This is a genomic window from Paenibacillus marchantiae (assembly GCF_028771845.1).
GTDB lineage: Bacteria > Bacillota > Bacilli > Paenibacillales > Paenibacillaceae > Paenibacillus > Paenibacillus marchantiae.
In genome coordinates this window covers 949,468-970,200 of the sequence record NZ_CP118270.1, presented here as the reverse complement: position 1 = coordinate 970,200, position 20,733 = coordinate 949,468, and the positions used below count along the sequence as shown (strand labels likewise).

The 20,733-nt window shown below is 46.7% G+C and carries 20 protein-coding genes; 16 read left to right on the top strand and 4 right to left on the bottom strand.

From position 1 onward, the window contains the following. The first annotated feature begins 33 nt into the window (after positions 1–33). The 5 genes from PTQ21_RS04390 (at position 34) to PTQ21_RS04370 (ending at position 5,421) form a co-directional block, all read left to right on the top strand. Positions 34–1,413 (top strand): ABC transporter substrate-binding protein, encoded by a 1,380-nt coding sequence (locus PTQ21_RS04390; RefSeq protein ID WP_079697534.1) that lies wholly within the window; start codon positions 34–36, stop codon positions 1,411–1,413. 87 nt (positions 1,414–1,500) lie between these two features. After that, positions 1,501–2,268 carry an HAD family hydrolase gene (locus PTQ21_RS04385; RefSeq protein WP_274568952.1) on the top strand — a complete coding sequence of 256 codons (768 nt, stop codon included), beginning with the start codon at positions 1,501–1,503 and terminating at the stop codon, positions 2,266–2,268. Then, a complete protein-coding gene (locus PTQ21_RS04380) occupies positions 2,265–2,600 on the top strand; it encodes a DMT family transporter (protein WP_274568951.1) in 336 nt (111 codons plus the stop codon). Before PTQ21_RS04385 ends, PTQ21_RS04380 begins: the two co-directional genes overlap by 4 nt. After that, a complete protein-coding gene (locus PTQ21_RS04375; protein WP_274568950.1) occupies positions 2,600–3,610 on the top strand; it encodes a metallophosphoesterase family protein in 1,011 nt (336 codons plus the stop codon). Before PTQ21_RS04380 ends, PTQ21_RS04375 begins: the two co-directional genes overlap by 1 nt. 350 nt (positions 3,611–3,960) lie before the next feature. After that, positions 3,961–5,421, top strand: a complete 1,461-nt coding sequence (locus PTQ21_RS04370; RefSeq protein ID WP_274568949.1) for a carboxylesterase/lipase family protein — start codon at positions 3,961–3,963, stop codon at positions 5,419–5,421. Between the two features lie 171 nt (positions 5,422–5,592). Here the strand turns inward: PTQ21_RS04370 and PTQ21_RS04365 are convergent, their stop codons facing one another. After that, positions 5,593–6,747, bottom strand: a complete 1,155-nt coding sequence (locus PTQ21_RS04365; protein WP_090952464.1) for a VanZ family protein — start codon at positions 6,745–6,747, stop codon at positions 5,593–5,595. Positions 6,748–7,000: 253 nt separating this feature from the next. Between PTQ21_RS04365 and PTQ21_RS04360 the strand changes: the two genes are divergently transcribed. The 5 genes from PTQ21_RS04360 to PTQ21_RS04340 all read left to right on the top strand — a co-directional run bounded on the left by PTQ21_RS04360 (position 7,001) and on the right by PTQ21_RS04340 (position 12,185). Next, positions 7,001–7,342 (top strand): zinc ribbon domain-containing protein YjdM, encoded by a 342-nt coding sequence (locus PTQ21_RS04360; RefSeq protein WP_064642005.1) that lies wholly within the window; start codon positions 7,001–7,003, stop codon positions 7,340–7,342. A gap of 190 nt (positions 7,343–7,532) precedes the next feature. After that, positions 7,533–8,090, top strand: coding sequence for an RNA polymerase sigma factor (locus tag PTQ21_RS04355; RefSeq protein WP_063565868.1), 558 nt, complete (start codon positions 7,533–7,535; stop codon positions 8,088–8,090). Then, positions 8,047–9,705, top strand: coding sequence for a DUF4179 domain-containing protein (locus PTQ21_RS04350; RefSeq protein ID WP_274568948.1), 1,659 nt, complete (start codon positions 8,047–8,049; stop codon positions 9,703–9,705). Before PTQ21_RS04355 ends, PTQ21_RS04350 begins: the two co-directional genes overlap by 44 nt. A 431-nt stretch (positions 9,706–10,136) precedes the next feature. Further along, positions 10,137–10,949, top strand: a complete 813-nt coding sequence (locus PTQ21_RS04345) for a class I SAM-dependent methyltransferase (RefSeq protein ID WP_274568947.1) — start codon at positions 10,137–10,139, stop codon at positions 10,947–10,949. A 174-nt stretch (positions 10,950–11,123) separates the two neighbouring features. Next, complete coding sequence (locus PTQ21_RS04340; RefSeq protein ID WP_064641616.1) at positions 11,124–12,185, top strand: LLM class flavin-dependent oxidoreductase; 1,062 nt, start codon at positions 11,124–11,126, stop codon at positions 12,183–12,185. Between the two features lie 105 nt (positions 12,186–12,290). Here the strand turns inward: PTQ21_RS04340 and PTQ21_RS04335 are convergent, their stop codons facing one another. Further along, positions 12,291–12,950: a TetR/AcrR family transcriptional regulator gene (locus PTQ21_RS04335; RefSeq protein ID WP_063565872.1), complete on the bottom strand. Its 660-nt coding sequence runs from the start codon at positions 12,948–12,950 to the stop codon at positions 12,291–12,293. Positions 12,951–13,142: 192 nt separating this feature from the next. Between PTQ21_RS04335 and PTQ21_RS04330 the strand changes: the two genes are divergently transcribed. Further along, positions 13,143–13,958, top strand: a complete 816-nt coding sequence (locus PTQ21_RS04330) for an SDR family NAD(P)-dependent oxidoreductase (RefSeq protein WP_063565873.1) — start codon at positions 13,143–13,145, stop codon at positions 13,956–13,958. 159 nt (positions 13,959–14,117) lie between these two features. On the opposite strand, the gene PTQ21_RS04325 is transcribed toward PTQ21_RS04330, so the two are convergent. After that, entirely contained in the window at positions 14,118–15,878 is a 1,761-nt protein-coding gene (locus PTQ21_RS04325; protein WP_274568945.1) for a cellulase family glycosylhydrolase, read from the bottom strand. Positions 15,879–15,975: 97 nt separating this feature from the next. Next, positions 15,976–16,452 carry a DUF4385 domain-containing protein gene (locus tag PTQ21_RS04320; protein ID WP_063565875.1) on the bottom strand — a complete coding sequence of 159 codons (477 nt, stop codon included), beginning with the start codon at positions 16,450–16,452 and terminating at the stop codon, positions 15,976–15,978. Positions 16,453–16,568: 116 nt separating this feature from the next. Here PTQ21_RS04320 and PTQ21_RS04315 point away from each other — a divergent pair, with 116 nt between their 5' ends. The 5 genes from PTQ21_RS04315 to PTQ21_RS04295 all read left to right on the top strand — a co-directional run bounded on the left by PTQ21_RS04315 (position 16,569) and on the right by PTQ21_RS04295 (position 20,702). Next, positions 16,569–16,898: a DUF1877 family protein gene (locus tag PTQ21_RS04315; RefSeq protein ID WP_274568943.1), complete on the top strand. Its 330-nt coding sequence runs from the start codon at positions 16,569–16,571 to the stop codon at positions 16,896–16,898. Next, a complete protein-coding gene (locus PTQ21_RS04310) occupies positions 16,892–17,038 on the top strand; it encodes a DUF1877 family protein (RefSeq protein WP_274568942.1) in 147 nt (48 codons plus the stop codon). The genes PTQ21_RS04315 and PTQ21_RS04310 overlap by 7 nt, the downstream gene beginning before the upstream one ends. Positions 17,039–17,138: 100 nt before the next feature. Next, positions 17,139–17,270 (top strand): hypothetical protein, encoded by a 132-nt coding sequence (locus PTQ21_RS04305; protein ID WP_256336468.1) that lies wholly within the window; start codon positions 17,139–17,141, stop codon positions 17,268–17,270. A 211-nt stretch (positions 17,271–17,481) separates the two neighbouring features. After that, a complete protein-coding gene (locus PTQ21_RS04300; RefSeq protein ID WP_274568941.1) occupies positions 17,482–18,987 on the top strand; it encodes a copper amine oxidase N-terminal domain-containing protein in 1,506 nt (501 codons plus the stop codon). A 245-nt stretch (positions 18,988–19,232) separates the two neighbouring features. Next, positions 19,233–20,702, top strand: coding sequence for a GNAT family N-acetyltransferase (locus tag PTQ21_RS04295; RefSeq protein WP_090809262.1), 1,470 nt, complete (start codon positions 19,233–19,235; stop codon positions 20,700–20,702). The last annotated feature ends 31 nt before the right edge of the window (positions 20,703–20,733 follow it).

Genomic DNA, 20,733 nt, shown 5'->3' with positions numbered 1-20,733 from the left:
TTTCACAACATACTTTATATAGGAGGAATCAAAATGAAATTGGGTCAAGCGAGTATGAAATGGCGTAACAAATTAAAGCTCAGGTGGAGAGGGGGCATGTCGCTGGTACTGGCTGCGAGTTTTGCCCTGATCACCGCGTGTGGTTCCTCTGCCGATAGCGGCACGGGCACGGGTTCAGATGCAGTAGCTGCGAATGGAGCTGATTCTGCATCAAGTAGTCCGGTCGAGATTGAGTTCTGGTATGGTCTGGGTGGTAACCTGGGAGATAACATGAAGAAGACGATTGACGCCTTCAATGCATCCCAGAACGAAGTTGTTGTGAAAGGGATTGTACAAGCCGATTACACGGAGACCGAACAGAAACTGCAGGCTGCCATTGCCTCGAAAAAAGTACCCGCCGCTGTACTAAGCTCCAATATCGACTGGGCGCGCAAAGGCTACTATGCACCTCTGGATGAGCTGATCGCCGCCGATCAGAGCTTTAACAAGGAAGATTACGTGCAAACCTTCCTGGAGCAGGGAAAAGTAGACGGCAAGCAATATTTCTTACCGATGTACGGAACAACTCAGATTATGTATTACCGTATGGATGCGCTGAAAGATAATAATATCGATCCTGCCACTCTGACCACATGGGAGGCACTTGCTGAAGCGGCAGCGAAGATGAGCAAGCAGGAGAATGGCAAGACAACCTTCTACGGCTGGGAGCCGATGTGGGGTAGCGATAACATGATCGACGCCGTGCTGGGCAAAGGCGGGAAGATTCTGAGTGATGACGGCAAGACCGTAACGATTGATTCACCGGAATGGGTAGAGACGTGGGAGCTGTTCCGCAAGTGGATTAATGAGGACAAGACCATGGGTATTCATTTTGGCGGCCAAGGCTGGGAGTACTGGTACAAAACCATTGATGATGTCATGAAAAATAAAGCAGCTGGATACACCGGTTCCAGCGGTGACCAGGGAGATCTCGATTTCAGCATCGTTGCAGCCATGGAACAACCGGGCTGGGAAGGTGTAGGCCAAGGCAAACCTGTAGCGAGTGCGATCATGGCAGGTATCCCGGCCGAAGCGAGTCCAGAACAGCAACAAGCAGCTTATAAATGGCTGACGTATTTCTCGGAAACAGTGAATACAGCAGCTTGGTCCATGAACACAGGTTACATTGCAGTTCGTCAATCTGCTCAAGAAGATCCTGCTTTCAAAACGTTCAGTGAAGAGAACCCGCAAATCAAGGTTCCACTGCAGCAGGCTTCCCATGCTTCGGCTCCGTTCCAGGACCCGACCGGAGGCAAAATCAATGATGCACTGAAGGATGCAGCAGATCAGGTGCAGATTAATAACATTCCAGCGGCACAAGCGCTGAAAGAAGCCAAAGAAAAGGCTCAAAAAGAATTGGATCGCGTGAAATAACAAGGGAAACAAGTTTAACTTAGAGGAGCGGTGCAGTCATGTGCCGCTTTTCTGACTTAGTAATTCAGCAGACAAGGAGCGTAACCAATGCCCGAATTAACGCTTGGGAGCCTTTCTACCCCAATTGAGGCTATTTTGTTTGACAAGGATGGGACATTGCTTGATTTTACAGCCATGTGGGGCTTCTGGACCGATTGCGTGATGGAGAACTTCCGGGAAGAGCTTGCTACCCGTGGCCTTCAGTTCAATGCAGTAGAGATTCCTCATATATGGGGAACATTCCATGATGAGCAGGGACGAATGAACGGCTATGATGTGCGAGGACCCCTTGCCATGGGAACGATGGAGGAAGTCTACGCCGTATTAACTTGGCATGGCTATCGTGCAGGATTAAGCTGGGCGGAAGCGAAAATTATTGTGAGGGAATGTTTGCTGCAGGCAGAATACGCAATGAATAAGGAGCGCCCTGCTCAGCCCCTCCCAGGCGTTCTTGCCTTTCTTGAGCACTGTCGCAGCAAAGGACTGAAAATGGGTGTCGTCACAGCGGATGAGACAGAAAATGCCCTAAGTCATTTGAAGTGGATGGGGATTGAATCTTTTTTCACCGTAGTTGTAGGAACGGATCAGGTTGGACGGGGAAAACCGTTTCCTGACATGTTGCTGCTGGCGTGTGAGCGTCTGGGTGTACCTACTGCAAGAGTTGTCGTGATCGGCGATACGGATGGTGATATGGAGATGGCTCGTGCTGCCGGAGCTGCCTGGAAGATTGCTGTCGGCGAACCTGCTCATATCAAGCTCGCGGATCTTACGGTTCGTTCGTTTGATGAATTGCTGGAAGTCGAGGTAAACCGATGACGAACCATTCGTATACGGGATGGATACTACTTGCCCTAGCGATTGGATTGGAGCTGAGCGGTACGATTCTGATGAGGGTCTCGGATGGTTTTACCCGCGTATGGCCTTCCATTCTTATGTTTGCTTGTTATGGAGCGAGCTTTACCCTGTTGAATTTTGCTGTGAAGTATATGCCGCTAGGTGTTGCTTATTCCATCTGGTCGGGCGTAGGCATTACATTGATTGGGATCGTGGGACATTACTTTCTGGGTGAACGTCTGAAGGCGATGTCGATCGTCTGGATGGGCTTTATTCTGATTGGCATTATTGGACTGAAATGGAGTGATTCCTGATGGGAAATGAAAATAAACACGAACAACCGATAATCAGCTTCCAGGTCATCACAGATACTCATGTGAGAGAGCAGGCTGATCATATCCATAACCGTCATCTGGAGAAAGCGCTGGAAGACATCGCAACGTATAGCCATGGCAGCAGCGGAATTATGCATGTGGGCGATGTGACTGATCGTGGACTGCCTCAAGAATACCAAGAGTTGCAGCGTATATTGGAGGCTCACGGCGAATCACTGCCTCAAATCCGTTACACTGTAGGCAATCATGATATTGGAGCCATTCTATGGGGAGATCCGCCGCTGAACCTGACCACAATGACCCAGCACGAGGTGGGTCAGGTGTTGGGGCATTCAGGGGATATGGGCCAGGTCGAGGCTCATGGTATTGAAAAACCCCAGAATTCCATCTCAATTGAAGAGTTATGGCAGAAGCGGCTGAGTGATTTTACAGCAATCACAGGTATGAACGGATCGTATCACGACCACTGGATCGACGGGTATCATTATATCTTCCTGGGAACGGAGCAGCCTCATCCAAAAGATTGTGATATGTCTGCCGATCAACTGCAATGGCTGGAAACAAAACTATCGGAGCAAACATTACCTGAGCATCCGATTTTTGTCTTTCTCCATCAACCACTGATGGATACAGTCGCGGGTTCCATGAAGGAACAGGGTTGGTATGGCGTGAGTCAGGACGCAGCATTAAAGGCTGTGCTAAGTCGTTATCCGCAGGTCATCCTCTTCTCTGGGCACACCCATTGGCAATTAGAGGCTCAGCGTACCATGTACGAAGGTGGCGGACAGTTGCCAACGATGTTTAATGCTTCCTCTGTAGCTTATCTCTGGACGGATGAGGATGAGCATCTGGAGGGAAGTGAGAGTCTGCATGTGGATGTATACCGTGATCGGGTTGTCGTTAAGGGACGTAATCATATAACCGGGAGCTGGATTGAAGGCGCAGAATATACGGTTCCTTATCCGGTAAAAGTAAACGGCGGTAATTGATCCATACATCGGGTGATTTGATGGAATATGCAGGACAGCAATAGAAGACTTCGCTCGTTAAATGAAGCGGAGTCTTTATTATTGCTGTAAAAGTTCCACGTGAAACGTAGCAGTGGTACTTGAATCTGGACAAACTTGTAAATGGGTATCGCGGAGATCTATACTCAAATAAGTGGAAACGCGCCTGCCAGTACGTACGAAAGGGCGTTGAAGCAATACAAAATTATTCTTCGTGTACGTTATTTAATAAACCTTGAGACAGAATTTCATCAGCTCAAAGTTACACCCAGATCTGAACAATACCAGTCTTAAACTGGAACTATCGATCAGTAGAGAGGATGTATGTGCGCATGAGGGAACTTCAAGTAAACACAAGATATGGCACGGTTCAAGGAGAGCTTCTGCATGGAGCGAGTGTATGGAAAGGCATTCCTTATGCTACACCACCCGTGGGTGAATTACGCTTTCAGGCTCCAATCCCACCCGAGTCGTGGGACGGAGTTCGGGAGGCGAAACAATTCGGTCCTGAAAATATACAGCCAAGAAATCCTCAAGCAGAGGGCCTATCTGGACAGCCTCCGGTGGAATCGGAAGATAGCCTTTACCTGAATATCTGGGCACCCGAAAAAGAAAGCCATGATCCACTTCCCGTAATGGTATGGATTCATGGCGGATCTTTCGTTTCAGGCGCTGGCAGCCAGCCCATGTACGATGGAACACAACTTGTCCTCCGGGGAGACGTTATCGTCGTGACGATCAACTATCGCCTGGGGCCGCTAGGGTTCTTGCATTTGGCTCCGCTTGGAGATGGTTTTGCATCTAATGTGGGTTTACTGGATCAGATTGCTGCGCTGCAATGGGTACAGGACAACATCGAAGCTTTTGGCGGTGATTCGCATAACGTCACTGTATTCGGAGAATCTGCGGGCAGCATGAGTATTGCGGCTTTGATGGCGATGCCAGCAGCCAAAGGGTTATTCCACCGCGCCATTATGCAAAGTGGAGCCTCACAAGTCATGCCAGCAGAGCAGGCTTCAGCCATTCGTGATGGCATGCTGAAGGTTCTGGGTGTAACACCGGATGACCTGCATAAACTCAAATCCATTCCAGTGGAGCAAATCATCGCTGCTGGCGAGACGGTCAAACAACAAAGCGGTGCAGGGATGGCCCTGTTGTTCCAGCCCGTACTGGATGGAGTTACACTTCCGAAGTCGCCTCTTCAGGCGGTAGAAGAGGGAGCCGCACAGGATATCCCTGTACTGATTGGAACTACTTTGCATGAAGGCTCGTTGTTCATTCAGCCTCAGGTGCCTTACTCCGAAGAGATCAATATGGTGAAGGCTGTTGATTTTATGACACCTGATCTGGAGAATCGGGCTGCCATTGCGGACAATTATCCCAAAACTGCAGATGGCCAGGCCCAGGTGATGACGGATCTGTTCTTCTGGCGCTCGGCTGTGCAATATGCGGCTGCTCAGCAGAAACATGCACCTGTATGGATGTATCGGTTTGATTGGGTGATGCCGGAGCATCCACTGCTGCATAAATCAATCCATAGTATCGATATCTTCTTTGCTTTTAATACGTTACCTGTATTGAAGTTTATGAATGCCGAACCGGATGCTGCCGCGGTAAAACTTGCAGGTAAAGTGCAGGATGCATGGATTTCGTTTGCCAAGCAGGGCAAGCCTGAGACATCGGGAGTTAATTGGCCTGCCTACGAAGATAATCGCGCTACGCTGATATTCAATCATGAAGTAGAGGTGGTCCATGACCCGGAAGCTTCCAAACGTGAGCTGCTGGGGCTATAGTTCGACCCTGTTTGGACTTCATCTCAACATAGACAAAAGGTGTGTCTCGTCATTGGCTGACGAGGCACACCTTTTTTTACGATGGATCAAACTTGCCGGCTTTAATGGCAAACGCTACGGTACTATCTGTCATCTGAAACTATGTGCTGTGAGTGTTGTGAGTCAGGAATTTTATTTTCTTGAAGCTCGTGTCTTGGACACATCATCACAGTAAAACGCACGCTTGCCTCGGGAGAACAGCACCAGCATGACATGCACGAACAACACCAAGAGAATAAGCATATGCAGACCAAAAATTCCGACAGAGATCCACACCTTATAAGGTTCGAGCATTACATTTTCGTTCAGAAAGGCATAATCGGTTATGATTTGAGCTACGGTGACCAAGATCCAAGGGGCGTAAAGTGCCAGCAACCTTTTAAACAGGGATGCGCTGGAAGGCTCCCCAGTATCCCGGTGAACATATCTGAACCGCATGAGGGCAGACCCTGGAGTCTTGCCATCTCGCAAGGATGGAATAAAGAAAAATACAAACAGCATGGCGATCGCCGTATTTAGCGTACTGACGATCACATTTGTATTACTCCAATTAAATATGGACATCAGATTGGACAGGAATACAACAACTACACCGTCAATGATAAGTGCCAGTAATTGAGGCACAGGATAGACCTTGTTTTGTTCCAGAATCTGCTCGCTCTTCGCCTGAATACTTGCTCGAGACGGGAATAAGGCAAGCAAGATGGGAGCTGCGAAAAAACCCAGTATCGTTCCTGAAGTATTCAGTAACAGGTCATCCACGTCAAACAGCCGGTACGGGCAATCATAAAAACTGTAGAAGCCGGTGATCTGGGTAATCTCAAAGAACAGGGATAAGCCGAATCCGCTTAACAAAGCCTGTTTCCAGTACGATCTCTTTTGCCAAAAATAACGGATATACACGCCAAGTGGCATGAGAAGCATTACGTTGAACAGAACTTGCAGAAAAGCTCTGCCCTGAATCATTCCCATATAGCTGGCGGGTTGAGACCAGACGATTGGTGTTTCTTTCATAATATCTTTTACAAAGGTGAACGGAACAAGGTTGTAATATACGGTATCCGCTGCTTGCTGTGCACATGTATTACGAGTGGTCGGGAAAGGAAGAATAACCAGACAGTACGCAGCCAGTAGGTAGAAAATAAATGAGAAGCTGACCCCAAACCGCGACCAGCTAAAAAATCCATCTTTCCGATATCCGTAGATCAACCAAGGAACCAGCAGAAACATGGCGATAAGGACAAAAATAAAGAAAGCCGTTTGGACAGGAAAAACATAGGGTGACATGAGCAGAAACTCCTTTTATAGGATATATATCAGCATTTCGTGTAAGACACGACTTTTAAGAATAGTATTTCGTTGTGATGCTCCACCATTTTTCTTCTATAGCTTCAGTATAAGGAACCTTCCTTAAATCAGGGGGCGGGGCAATCTTAAATTTAGTTTAAATCAATTAACCACCGTGGCCTATGTGGAACAATAGATTGCATTCCCGTATACTTGCGAGGAAGCCACAAAATGAATGGAGAGTTTAATACATATGTCTAATTTGCCTAATTGCCCCAAATGTAATTCCGAATACACGTACGAGGACGGTAATTTGTTGGTGTGTCCAGAATGTGCGCACGAATGGGCGCTAGCGTCTGAACAAGAGAATGCGGAAGAAACTAAAGTAGTACGTGATTCGAATGGTAATGTCCTGAATGATGGCGATACCGTTACGGTCATTAAGGATTTGAAGGTGAAAGGCAGCTCGTTGGTAGTTAAGCAGGGCACCAAAGTCAAAAACATTCGTCTGATTGACGGTGACCATGACATCGACTGCAAAATCGACAGCCTGGGCGCGATGAAGCTGAAGTCCGAGTTTGTGAAAAAAATCTAGTCTCCTTTTGGCACGCTGGATTTCCATGTTATTGGCCTTGTCTTAAACCATAAAGAACGTTCATTTCTGCAATGCTGTGGAAGTGAAGGTTCTTTTTTGTTGTGTGGAGAAAGGGTAAGAATGAACCTTTGAAGGATCGGCTTTGTCTATAGATTTGAGAAGGCTGATGCAGAGAAAGGAGGGAAAGCTTTTGAACGAAAAGGAATTGTTTGAGATATACAACAAGGATGTGTACCGAACTTGTTATTACATGCTCCATCATGCTCAGGATGCCGAAGATGTATGCCACGATGTTTTTATTACGGTATTTCGTCAGGATTGGCAGAAGGTTGAATACATGAAGACATGGCTGATGAGAATTACGGTGAATCATTGTCTTAACTTTCTGAAGAGGGAACGCACAGCCAAGCAGCGGGAGAAAAGGCAGTTTATTCTCACCCCTCAACGAACTGCTGATCCGGTTGATACGTTGATCGAACATGTGGAGGAGTCCGAGGTCTGGGCACAATGGGTTCATGAGCTACCTGAAAAGATACGTTCAGCGATTCTGCTGCGTTATATGAACGAATTAAGTTTATCCGAAACTGCAGAGATTCTGGAAGTGCCACTGGGAACGGTGAAGTCCAGAGTATATAAGGGAATTCGATTGCTTAGGAAAAAATGGGATCAAGCCAGAAAGCAACATCAGAAAGGGGAAATGTATAGTGAAGCATACGGAAAATCTGTTGTCTCGTCATCTGAAAAATAATGCAGATATTCGCTATCCCGATTTCGATGCCATGTGGAATCAGATTCAACAGGATCAGGAGCGTTGCCCAGAGCTTCATGTATCAGAGAATAAAGAACATCTGCCGCAACAGATCAAATGGAAAAAGACTGCACTGATAGGAACCGCTGCAGTTATTCTCATGGCGACGCCAGTATATGCAGCAGTCCATTATAATTGGGGTGAAATTTTAAATGACCGTAGTGGTATCCAGAATGCCATGCAAAAGGATCTTGGACAGAAACTGAATCAGTCCGTAACGGTCAACGGTGTGACTTTAACACTGGATACAGCCTTTTCCGATGATAATCGCACGGTTATTTTGTATACATTGGACCCTGGTAAGTACGGAGGTGATACATTACAATTCCCTTCTATTGGCCTGCGGGATGAGAGTGGTAAGCTAATCGAAGGAAGATACTACCATGTTCCTGATCAGACCAATGGAAAGTTTAAAGGGTACTTTGAGACGGAGTGGACACCATCAGGAAAAGAAGCGAATGTCGACTTCACTGTAGGTGGAATCCAAATATTAGTTCCGGAAGAAAAGGAAATTACCCTAAATCCTTTTCAGCAACAATCACAGGTGTTCAATATCAATAAGGATGGTTTGGGTGAACTTGTAGTGAGCGCATTCAATGAAAAGGAAGATAAGATGATGTTGTCTACATCATTAACCTTTGATCAACCGGAGGTTCGTGACTATGCCTTTCCGTATTTAAAGATATACGATCAGAAAGGACAGATTTTGGAAGGGAATGCAGCGGGCATATATGGAAAGCCGGGAGAACATGGTGAATATATATCGGAACAGTTCTATAACTTGGAGAAGTTGAAGCAACAAGCAGCAAGTTATGTACTGGCTTACAGTAAAGAAGAAGGCAAAATGGAGCAATCACTGGATATTGGTATACGTCTGGATAAAACAGAGATGCTTAGTGGTACGAGTAAAAGAGTGCTAAATATACCTCTGGATCAGCAGTCGGATGGAGCAGTCATCAAGGAAGCCATAATTACACCCACCCAAATCAGGCTGATCGTTACTCATAGCGAATATTTCATGCAATTACCATATTTGCAATACACACTTGATGTAAATGGCAGCCAGTTAATTGGAGGGGTATGGCCGTCGGACGATCCGGCACATGAAGCGGAACTGCGCTTCGAAGTGACCTCTGGTCTAGAAATCAACCAAGATACACCAATGACCTTGTACGCTCGCCATAAAGTCAACTATTTTCAGGGTGAATTTGAGCCGATTACGTTATCCGAGATTGGGGAGAAACCACAGTACCTTGATTCAAATCTGGGCGGTTCTATAATCCATTGGACATATTACCGTAAAGACGGTGATTTGTACGTGGAGAGATATAGTGATGATCTACATTTTGGTGGAATTAATCAGACCTATACGATCCAGAAGGGCAAACGAAGTTATGGTACTCCTGCCAAAACTCAATTTGCCGGTGACGGAAAAAACCTGGGTATTGATCGATATAATAATTACACGTCGGATACAGCAATCGTATATCCCTGGATGTACAGTACAGAAGAACCGGAACGTGAAGTAGCTGTGCAACTGGAAAATAAGAATTGACAGGAAATATTTAGAAGTAATATACTGGATAAAATTTAACAGTGCAACGCAATGATCAGGAGTATTAAGGCACAAGGTTTGGTCCAGAGAACTGTCGCTTCGGTGCAAGGCAGTCCAACCTTTCCCCAACTCACCTGTGAGCAGCAGAATCGAACCGTAGTTACGTGAATATCGTCATTGTTCAGCACACGAAAGGGCTGGATGTTGAAAATGATGCTATACGCTGACTTCATGTAGATCCTGACGGTTAACCTCCGTCATCAGGTCCTGAGATGTTATGGCAGGATAGGTTGGAGCATGATGTTTCCAATCCTGTTCATGGATCAAGAAGAGTGGTACCGCGAAGGTCAGACCTGTCGCCTCTTAGTTGAGGCGGCAGGTTTTTGTTTTTTTATATGGCCTTAATGTTGAGAAAAGGCAGGTGCAGAATCATGGAAAGATCACGTGTGATTGAGTATTATTCCAGATTTGACGAGTGGGGAAGGTTGGATCGGGAACCGCTGGAGTTCATCATTAACATGCATTATATCCGAGAGTCACTTCCGGCAACCGGACTTGTGCTGGACAATGGCGCCGGACCAGGCAAATATGCGATGGAGCTTGCCAGGCTCGGATACCATGTCACGCTGTCAGACCTGACCCCTGCATCTGTGGATATGGCTCAGCAGAAGGCAAAGGAATTGGATTTGACACAGCAGTTTGACAGTTTCCATGTATTGGATGCGACTCATCTGAACGCCATTGCAGATGAGACGTATGATGCCTCTCTGATGCTTGGGCCATTGTATCATTTGCAGACGGAAGAAGAGCGAGTGGCTGCGGTACGGGAGCTGCATCGGGTCACCAAGCGTGGGGGAACTGTGTTTGTAGCGATGCAGAGCCGTATGCGAATGGGCATTACCTCTTTGCAATCCCCGCAGCAATGGAAACCACATGACCACATGGAAGCTATCCGTTCTTTTGTGGAAAAGGGGACATTCGATCATCTGGATCAAGGACGGTTTACAGGGGCGTACTATTTCAACATTCAGGATATTAACCCATTTATGGAGCAGTACGGATTCGAAACGGTAGACCTAATTGGATCGTCCAGTCTTAGAGCTATGCTCACAGAAGAGCAGCAGCAATATTGGAAAGAACGCGGGGAATACGATGAGTTGATCCAGTACATGATTGAGGCGGCCAAAGACCCGTCGATATTGGGAATCTCGTCTCATCTCCTGTACATTGGGAAAAAGAAATAATCATTAAATCATTGGATTTTGAGAAGAATATGTCACGAAAGTGCCCTCTGGAAAACAGGGGGCACTTGTATTTTTCCTCAAAATAGTTCAATATTAAGATAAATAACAAAAGGTGATCTACTTACAATAGGTTAGATGAACGACGGATCGCTTCATACCAGGGAGGAATAGACAATGGAAATCGGAATCAGTACATTTGTGGAGACGAACCCAGATATAAAAACAGGAGAACTTATAAGTCATGCGCAGCGTATTCGCGACGTCGTTGAAGAGATCGTTTTGGCAGATCAGGTGGGGCTGGATGTATATGGCGTGGGAGAACATCACCGTGCCGACTATGCCGCTTCATCACCCGCTATCATTTTGGCCGCCGCAGCTTCACAGACCAAACGCATTCGCCTAACCAGCGCTGTAACGGTGCTATCTTCGGCTGATCCGGTACGGGTATTTCAGGATTTTGCAACGCTGGACGGTATTTCGAATGGGCGTGCGGAGATTATGGCAGGGCGGGGATCATTCATCGAATCATTCCCATTGTTCGGGTATGATCTGAATGATTATGATGAATTATTTGATGAAAAATTGGAGCTCCTCTTAAAGCTGCGTGATTCGGAAAAAGTTACTTGGGAAGGCAAACACCGCCCGTCCTTTAACAATCTGGGCATCTACCCGCGTCCGGTACAAGAGAAGCTGCCTGTATGGATCGGGAGTGGTGGTAACCAGGAATCGGTTGTCCGCGCGGGTCTGCTTGGATTACCGCTTGTTCTCGCCATTATTGGTGGTCGTCCTGTTCAATTCGCACCACTGGTGGAGTTGTACAAAAAAGCAGCTGCACATGCAGGTCACGACGCTTCCAAACTGACCGTTGCTTCTCACTCTCATGGCTTCATTGCGGATACAACAGATGAAGCTGTGGAGAAATTCTTCCCTCCAGCTCAGGCAGTAATGAATATGTTGGGCCGTGAACGCGGCTGGGGACACTATAGCCGTGCAACCTTTGACGCGGCACGTAGTTTGGAAGGCGCGCTGTATGTCGGTGATGTGGATACCGTTGCTCAAAAGATTATCTATCTACGTAAAGAAGTTGGTATTACACGCTTCATGTTACACACTCCCCTCGGCACGATGCCGCATGAGGAGGTAATGAGAGCTATTGAACTGCTCGGCAAAGAAGTGGCTCCCAAAGTCCGTGCTGAAATCTCGCGTTGGGAAGCTGAGAACGAAACCACGCGTTAATTGGTAATGGTAATCCCTTATAGATCTAATTAAAAAAAGGAGCAGGTCCCTCATCTGAGCGATGAAGTGCCTGCTCCTTCTTTCGTTTCCTTATCCATTCATGGCTTAGCCCTTGGAGGATACTCCAACAAGAGAAAGAATAACCATGGACAACGTATGATCATATAGCCGTTTCGCGGCCTCTTCACTCTCAATATGGCCTCCCAGGTACAGGTGGATGACGCCATGCAGAGGGGCCCAGATCATACGAACTGCAAGCAAGAGATCGTTCTCCTTAAGCATTCCCTGCTCAATTGAGACCGCAACCAGGGACGTAATTTGTTTTAGTGCAGTTGCTGTTCCTTGCAGACTCTCTGCATCTGGTTTGAATTCTGCAAAAGAACCGCCAAACATCAGCTGATAGAAGCTGGATTGTGTAATTCCGAAATCCCAGTAGGCATAAGCGAGATCGCGAAAATAATTCTCGAATGATGCTTGCTGTGGCACGGATTCAAACGATTGGGATAGGAGGGAGCACCCCTCCATATATAGATATTTAGCTAACCCTTCTTTCTTGCCGAAGAGGTTATATATGATTTTGGTGGAGCACTCCATTCGTTCTGCCACGCGCCGAACTGTAACGGCTTCGGGGCCGTGCTCTTGCAGCAAGGATGCGGCGGCATGCACAATATTTTGGCGCAGGTTTTCGGAGTGCTGGAGTCTGGCTTCCTGAAAGGTAGTGACCGTGTGAGCGGATTCTTTGGAACCCGAATTGTGATCTTTCATCTATCTCATCCTCATACATCCATATTGTTGTTTAACGGTAACCGTGTTTCTTATCGTCATTCTACTGTTTTACGCTGGAAATCGTCAAATGATCAAAAGAAGTTGACAGTACGAAGACAAGAGAGTACGATGATTTCATTAGGAAACAGTGTTTCCAATAAAAAACGAGTGTTCTGAAAAGGTGGATGAGATATGAAGCAGGTTCAAAATCAATGGGTACTCATTACGGGGGCTTCTTCAGGAATTGGGCAGACTTTTGCATTGGAGATGGCGTCAAAAGGAAAACATGTGGTCTTGGTGGCCCGATCGGAGTCCAAATTGCGTCAATTGGCAGAACGGATTGAGCGAACCTATCAAGTGAAGACGGAAGTGATCGTAGCGGATCTATCCCAGGCGGATGCACCACAACACGTTTATGAGGAATGTATGAATCGGGGCATACAGGTTAATGTATTAATCAACAATGCGGGATTTGCCACGCATGGAATGTTTGAGCAGGTGGATGGTGCACGGCAGCAGGAAGAGATTATGCTGAATGTACTCGCAGTCATGAATATGACCCATCTTTTCCTGCCAGGTATGCTGCAAAAACGGAACGGTACCGTCATCAATGTTTCTTCAACAGCTGCTTTTCAACCTGATCCATACATGGCTGTATATGGGGCTACGAAATCTTTCGTTCTTTCTTTTACAGAGGCGTTGTATGAAGAGAACCGGAAACGAGGCGTTAAGTTTTTGGCTCTATGCCCTGGCTCAACCGATACCTCATTCTTTGACGTAGTAGGAGCCGAAGAGGCCTCGGTAGGAAAACGGGATACGCCTGAGCATGTTGTGGAAGTGGCGATGAGGGCGTTGGATTCAGGCAAGCCGTATGCTGTGCCAGGTGCCTCCAATTATTGGACGGCCCAGTTCGCCCGCCTTATGCCGCGCAGACAAATGCTGAGGATCGTAGGGGGTATGCTTCGGCCCCGTTCGAAGAGTGGCAAGCCGCAAAAGGCACAGGCTTAACCATACCAAACCTACCAAACTCAAAGACGCTGCCAGCTGAAATACCCCACTAGCAGCGTCTCTATTTGAACAATCTTCAATACTGTGTAGGTCACGCTGCTGCATCCAGCAGAGCCCATTGCAATCAACGGGTCGTACAATCCCAACCCGCGAACAGGCTCAATTTCGTACCTCGCCAGTCACCTGATTTCCGTTCTTAATCAGAGTGTAGCGAATGAGCTCACCACTCCAGAAGTGAAATGTCAGCTCGATCTGTCCGTCGTGCAGTCCTTTGAGCCAATCGGGCTGTAGCTTAATTTCATTCGTTTCATAAGAAGGAGCAAATGTAGTCAAGAATTCCTTATACGGTGTCCAGTCCTGTGGCGCTGTGTTCTCACCGGATGTATACACAGCCTCCATCGTGGCAAGCTGATCACCTTGAAACTGGGTGGGAATGGAGAAGGAGTCTACTATACCTGTTGCGTCGCCCAACTCGGGCTTTGTGGACACAATCACATTCCATTTCCATTTTGCACCCTGATTGAACTTCGCTGTGAGTATCCCATTGTTCCCAAGCTTCTGAGTTGAGCTGATCATCCGGGATAACGCAGTGGATTTGACGGTTAACGTGTTGCCACTGAACGAATAATCCGTGCCAGCTTTCAGCATCTCCTCACCCGCATACAGGGCAACCAGCTTGTTTCCGTTTAACTTGATCGTCAATGGTCTGTCTCCCACAGGCGAACCTTGTCTGAAATAGAGCAGATCGCTTTCTCCTACGGCAGAACGTCCTGTCCAGGAAGCTTGGATCATCTGAAATAAATCCGGGTCAGCCCACTGGAATGTTTGTCGATTCAGATGCTGACCGTTGTCCCATAACATGGACGTGATCTTTTTTTCTTTTAACTGATGACCGATGAATTCAAAATATTTCAGCTTCTCTCCCTGTTCAATGACATCCGTATGTTTGTCAAAACCGAGCAGGCCATATTCACCAAGAATAACCGGAATACCTTGAACAACTAGCGTGTTGTACACATTATTGAACGTGCTGGCCGCATCATTTTTCGTATCCGTATCGAAGGTGGTATGCCCTGCAATGTTAACGCTGAACGGCCAATATCCGTAATAATGCACCGTAGCAATCAGATTGTGATCCTTTAGGCCAGCTATCGTCTGTTGCAAACTGTCGAGTCTTACCTGTGTTGGTGAACTTTCCAGCGTAGGCAGGACCAACGGGCGCTCGCTGTTATTTCCACCTGTTTCTCGTACCAACTTTACAAATGCAGTGTTCAATTCATGCAAAAGCTCTAACTGCCGTGCCTCATCAATATTGCTGCCTGAGCCCATGTCGCCTGCATTTGTTGCTCCGCGGTTAAAGCGCGGTTCGTTAACACTCTCGAACATCAGCTTACGCGGTTCATCTTTAAACTGCTTGGCAATCTGAGTCCATACTGCTTTATAACGGGAAAGCACCTGATCGTGGTTATTCTCCAGTTGGCTGATCCAGAGATAGGAATCATGGTGAACGTTCACGACGACATAGAGGTTGGCATCCAGCGCCCATTGGACAATCTCCTGAACACGAGCCATGTAGGCTGGATCAACAGTGTAGTCTGGTGCGTCCCCAATATGCCCATCCCATGTGACGGGAATACGAATACTTCGGTATCCCTGAGCAGCGATCTGCTGTATCAGTTCCCGGGTAACTCGTGGGTTGCCCCAATACGTTTCATCAGGTCCGACCGTATCCAGAGAATTTCCCAGGTTCCATCCCGGCTGCATCCCGTCAACATCGCTTTGTAGCGGGCCAAAGGCTGTCATTTCATGTTGTCTGGCAAGTTCAGACTTGGCTGCAGAGGCAGGCAAAGGAAGCAGAATAAACAGACACAGGGTGATGCAAACAAGTGCCAGGACGAAATGGTGGCTAGGTGGGTTCATGAGGGCTCCTTTGGATGGGTATACATCGTTAATCTCGTGTGTGAAGCTTGATGTATTGCATTATATCAAAATGAACGTCTGCATAAATCATGTATTTTCACCCATGCTTCTGCGCGTTCTCCGACTCGTACTTTTCCCGGTGCTCCTGCTTCATTTTCACATAATCCGGGTCCGTTTTGGCGATCTCCCATTGTGCTTTGAAAATGGCTGCTGATTCAGCCTTCACCTTATCATTCTGATAAGGCAGGATGGAGCCGTCCTCCTTCGAGTATTTGCGTCCGCCTTTATGATTCGTATAACGCCTTGCCCGCGTATAGCCCATTTGCAGAAACTTGCGTGCCATATCCATACCGACAAAGTCATCCTTTTTCTTATACTCCAAAAATAGTTCGTAGATCTTTTGCGAGGATTCTTTCGCAATTTCAGGTGTTTTGAACCGCCAGTGCGGTAGAATCTCGCTTTTGTAGGGCTCCACCATTAATACTCCTTGCTCTCCCCGGCCAACGGTATACAGTTCAGGCTGCTTGCGCAGATCAAGCTCCTCGTAATTGAGGCTGTAATCAAACTTTTTCATGGATTCCGCTCCTCCTTGAAGATTATTGTTCCTTTCCACCTCTTTACCCCGATTCTTGTACAACATGCACGGTTAATGGGAAAGAAGGGAAGTACATACATAGGAGGGATAAGGGTATGGGCATGTCCGGCAGATATCTTGTTGTCACCAATGAATTGGTCGCATCCATTAAGTCAGGTGAAGTCAGTGTACATGATTGTTCGGTCGAGCTGGATATCGATAAAATGTGGCAGATGCTTCAGTTTACGTTGACTGGTGAAGTGGTAGAGGGGCAGCCTCCTCTGGGATATGTGGTCCCTTTGGCAGGCGAACAATATCTGGGCAACTATTCAGACATGGATCTGTTCCTGCTGAACAATGAACAGGTGCTCGAGGCGTACATGGCTTTAGAACAACTGACACCTGAAGAATTGAAGAAACGCGGTTTAGCTTGGAACAAATGGTAGCTGAGGGCGTGTATCCTGTCATGGAGGATTGGGACGCAGAGGAGACATTCCAGGAGATCGTTCAGACACTGAATGATGTTCAGGCTTTATATCAGGCAACGGCTGCAAGCGGGAACGGAATTGTCTTTTATATTTTCTAAGTTCCCACCTCTGTCTGTTTAATTTTTCATTATTCCGGTTATTGATAGAAACTAGGCACAGATTGTTGCCTAAAATCCGGTAGAAGAGAGGGAATACGATATGACACAAGACCAGAATGAAGAGAACAAAGCCATTCAAGACGACGAACCGGATCAATTTGAAACCCCTGCACGTACCGATGGTAAAGAATCCGATGAGGACACTGAGGCAGAGGATACGGAAAAAGAATAAACTGAACTGTTTATGATTGGACTAGGCATAGTGTTGTTGAAGCCAATTACACCAAATTTTAAATATACGTCATACCCGAGGTCGGACCATCGTTCGGCCTTTTTTTGGTATTTATTTACCGATCCGGTTTACAACAATTACCTATAACCCTCATAATAGGAGTGAACCACATTTTTCCTAAGGAGGAGATCGTATCAAAAATCATAAGCTATTGAAGTGGATTGCCGTACCACTCGTTTTGATGATGGTTACGCTTACGGGATGTCAGGCCGTAGGTGGCGTAGATATTAGCAAAGCCGTTGTCAACAGCACAACCGTCAAGTCCGGTGAATCCAAACAGTCGATGCATATAAAAATTGAACCTACAGCAAACCTCGTCGATGAGGATGCGCTTCAAATGATTGAACTCATTAATTCCGTTTCATTGGATATTGAAGATGTCAAAGTGAAGGACTCCAACACGGCGTCTGTCAAAGGTACACTGAGTATGCAAGGAAAGAAATTACCTTTCCATCTGTCGATGGATAAATCGGAAATGGTCATTGATGTAGACGGAGCGCAAAAGCCTCTATACATATCTTTGGAGGATGACACACTTCCTATGCTAGATACGAAGGCGTTGGAGAAGCAGATCGAGGAGCTTTCCCCGAAATTGCTGACCTTTGCGCTGAAGCATTTGTCCAACCCGAAAAATATTTCCGTAACGCCGGTACAGGAATCGGTTAACGGTGAATCGCTGAGCCTCTCCAAGCTGCATGTGGAGATCAGTGGAGAAGAGCTTCTTGCCATGGTTAAACCGTTTCTGACAAGTGTTGCTCAGGATGAGCAAGGACTCAAGGATCTGATTGGAGATCTGTATGATGTGTTCTACCCTATCCTCGTTACATTCAACACGGTTGATATTGGCGACGGCAGTGCCCTTCCTTCTACGATTAGCGAATCACGGGATGCCGAAGTTGCTTCATTGTATGAAATGATTAAAGGCGGTCTTGACGAGATTCTTGCCAATTACGACAAGGAACTAGCCAACTTGTTGACCGAAACACCTGAATTGAAGACGGTGTTCGGAACTGAGACCAATCTCAAATTGGACTTTTATCTGGACAGCGCACTGAATATCCGTAAACAGAATTATGATTTCAAAGTAGCGTTGCCTGCTTCTGAAGATCTGCCGATCAAATCGGTATCCGTATATGGTGACAGTGAACTGTGGAATATTGGTGGACCAGTAACTGTGGATGCCGTGGACAAAACGGCTGGTGCAATTGATCTGATGCAGGGAGATATCACTCCAGGTCAGATGTTGCGCAATTTTGATTCCAATTCACTTGTGTATCAGCTGTTGAAAGATGAAGCGGGAATCACCCGTAAATATGTCATGTTGTATCCGGACGACGAAACCTATGGCGCAGTCACTGTTAAAAATACAACATTTGTTCCTCTTCGTTATCTGTCCGAGGAATTGGATGCTGAAGTGAAATGGACCAAAGGGTCGGATAAAATCGTCGTTATTGACGATATCACCGGCGATGAGATTGTCCTGACTGTGGGTTCCAAGAAGGCCACCGTTGCAGGCAAGGAAGTAACAATGGTCGAACCTGCTTATGTGGGCAAAAACGGCAAAACTTACGTCCCGCTGCGCTTTATGGCCGAATCTCTTGGAGCATCTGTAGATAAGGAAAAAGAAACAGGCTGGATTTTCATCGACCGGCCATAAGTAAGATTTGTATGTGAGTCTTAGGTTGAGAGGGGATTTCAGAGTATGCCAGATTTCTCGTAATGATCATGAAAGAACACAATGAAAAAATTCCGTTAGACCATTAACGGGATACGTGTGTCCTTTTTGACCCATTACGAGGAGCTTCGGCGTTTCTGAAATGATGAAACGAATCGGGGAGTGCCTCTATTGGAGGTGCTCCTTTTTGTCGTGCCATCCCAAATAAATCCCCAGAGGTGTTATATATGAAAAGTCAATTAATCATCCAATCCAGTTCGATTACATTACGTCCACTAACGCTGGAAGACCAGTACGCGCTGTACGCATTAACCCGACAACCGGAAATCACGGATATTCTTCCCGAATGGAGGATGACAGAGGAACAGCTGCATGGTTTTCTGCAATTTGTTGTTGGCAGTTACGAGCAGTTCGATCCGAAAGATGTACGGGTCATGCTGGCTGTTGTACACAACAAAGATCAGCAAATCATTGGCTGGTGTGGTGTGTTTCCCAATGACATGCTGGATAGTGATGATCGTGAAGTGGCTTACGCCATTTCACGGGATTATCGGAATAAAGGGTATATCACAGAAGCAGTGAATGCCTTAACGACATACTTATTTGAACATACTCTATTGGATCGAATTGTGGGTATTGTAAAGCCGTTTAACCAGCCTTCACGCAAGGTGCTTGAGCATGCTGGATTTCGTTATGTCTCTCGCAGAAAACTTTCGGATCAGGCAGACTACGATTATTTTGAGCGACATAAAGTACAACCGGCACCAGCATCTTCACTGGGGCTGCAATCTCTAGTTCAGCTTCGTCGTGCACGCCATGAGGATGCTGAAGTGCTCACGGAGATATGCACCAGAGCCTTTGATCATGCGATCAGGGTCTGGGCTAAAGGAGACACAGTTCCGGACAGCAACCTTTGTCCACCAGGCTATTCGTCTGTTCGTATGCACAGTTACGTGATCCGTGAATGGGACTATTACGTTATAGAATGGGATGGATGTACCATTGGTGGAGTCAGTGTCAATGTATTGGGAAGCAGGCATGCGAGACTGGATAAAATCTTTATTGATCCCGTTTGTCATGGTCGGGGTATAGGATCTCAGGTCATCAGGCTTGTTGAGGCCGAATTCCCGGAGATTGGGATATGGAAGCTGGAGACGTCGGGAAGACAGCGGGATAATCATCATTTTTATGAGAAAATGGGTTATATCTGTCTCTATGCGTCTGAAGATGAATATGGATATGAGAAAATCATAACAATAGAGCCTGTGATCCAGCTCCCATCCGAGGAAATATCCAATGTTAAGGATGAGACGGTTACTGAATTTTACCAAGCTGATCTGGATTCACTTCGCTTCAGCACCAGCAATCTTCGGGATATCCGGATGACCGATTGCAACCTGAGTGGGGGCAAATTCACCAATCTGAATATGACCAACATATTATTGGCCGATTTGCGTTTAACAGATAGCAAGGTTGAATTCTGTGCTTTGGATGGTGTTCATTTTCAGGATACACACCTCGGCGCAGACAGAGCACCCATGCGTTGGGAGCATTGTGACCTCAAGGGCAGTCATTTCAATGACTGTAATCTATCCGGCGTACAGTTGGAACAGTGTCAGGTGGCAGGAATGAAGATTAATGGCGTGGCTGTAGAGGAGTTACTTGCTGCGTATGAATCCATGAAGGCCAAAAGATAATTTACTTATAGCGAAATAGAGAACGCCCGTT

Coding starts and splice junctions, on each gene's coding strand:
- PTQ21_RS04345 (WP_274568947.1), top strand. CDS start 10,137: ATGGAAAGATCACGTGTGATTGAGTATTATTCCAGATTTGACGAGTGG.
- PTQ21_RS04330 (WP_063565873.1), top strand. CDS start 13,143: ATGAAGCAGGTTCAAAATCAATGGGTACTCATTACGGGGGCTTCTTCA.
- PTQ21_RS04385 (WP_274568952.1), top strand. CDS start 1,501: ATGCCCGAATTAACGCTTGGGAGCCTTTCTACCCCAATTGAGGCTATT.
- PTQ21_RS04390 (WP_079697534.1), top strand. CDS start 34: ATGAAATTGGGTCAAGCGAGTATGAAATGGCGTAACAAATTAAAGCTC.
- PTQ21_RS04325 (WP_274568945.1), bottom strand. CDS start 15,878: ATGAACCCACCTAGCCACCATTTCGTCCTGGCACTTGTTTGCATCACC.
- PTQ21_RS04360 (WP_064642005.1), top strand. CDS start 7,001: ATGTCTAATTTGCCTAATTGCCCCAAATGTAATTCCGAATACACGTAC.
- PTQ21_RS04380 (WP_274568951.1), top strand. CDS start 2,265: ATGACGAACCATTCGTATACGGGATGGATACTACTTGCCCTAGCGATT.
- PTQ21_RS04370 (WP_274568949.1), top strand. CDS start 3,961: ATGAGGGAACTTCAAGTAAACACAAGATATGGCACGGTTCAAGGAGAG.
- PTQ21_RS04365 (WP_090952464.1), bottom strand. CDS start 6,747: ATGTCACCCTATGTTTTTCCTGTCCAAACGGCTTTCTTTATTTTTGTC.
- PTQ21_RS04335 (WP_063565872.1), bottom strand. CDS start 12,950: ATGAAAGATCACAATTCGGGTTCCAAAGAATCCGCTCACACGGTCACT.
- PTQ21_RS04320 (WP_063565875.1), bottom strand. CDS start 16,452: ATGAAAAAGTTTGATTACAGCCTCAATTACGAGGAGCTTGATCTGCGC.
- PTQ21_RS04295 (WP_090809262.1), top strand. CDS start 19,233: ATGAAAAGTCAATTAATCATCCAATCCAGTTCGATTACATTACGTCCA.
- PTQ21_RS04310 (WP_274568942.1), top strand. CDS start 16,892: ATGGTAGCTGAGGGCGTGTATCCTGTCATGGAGGATTGGGACGCAGAG.
- PTQ21_RS04305 (WP_256336468.1), top strand. CDS start 17,139: ATGACACAAGACCAGAATGAAGAGAACAAAGCCATTCAAGACGACGAA.
- PTQ21_RS04315 (WP_274568943.1), top strand. CDS start 16,569: ATGGGCATGTCCGGCAGATATCTTGTTGTCACCAATGAATTGGTCGCA.
- PTQ21_RS04340 (WP_064641616.1), top strand. CDS start 11,124: ATGGAAATCGGAATCAGTACATTTGTGGAGACGAACCCAGATATAAAA.
- PTQ21_RS04375 (WP_274568950.1), top strand. CDS start 2,600: ATGGGAAATGAAAATAAACACGAACAACCGATAATCAGCTTCCAGGTC.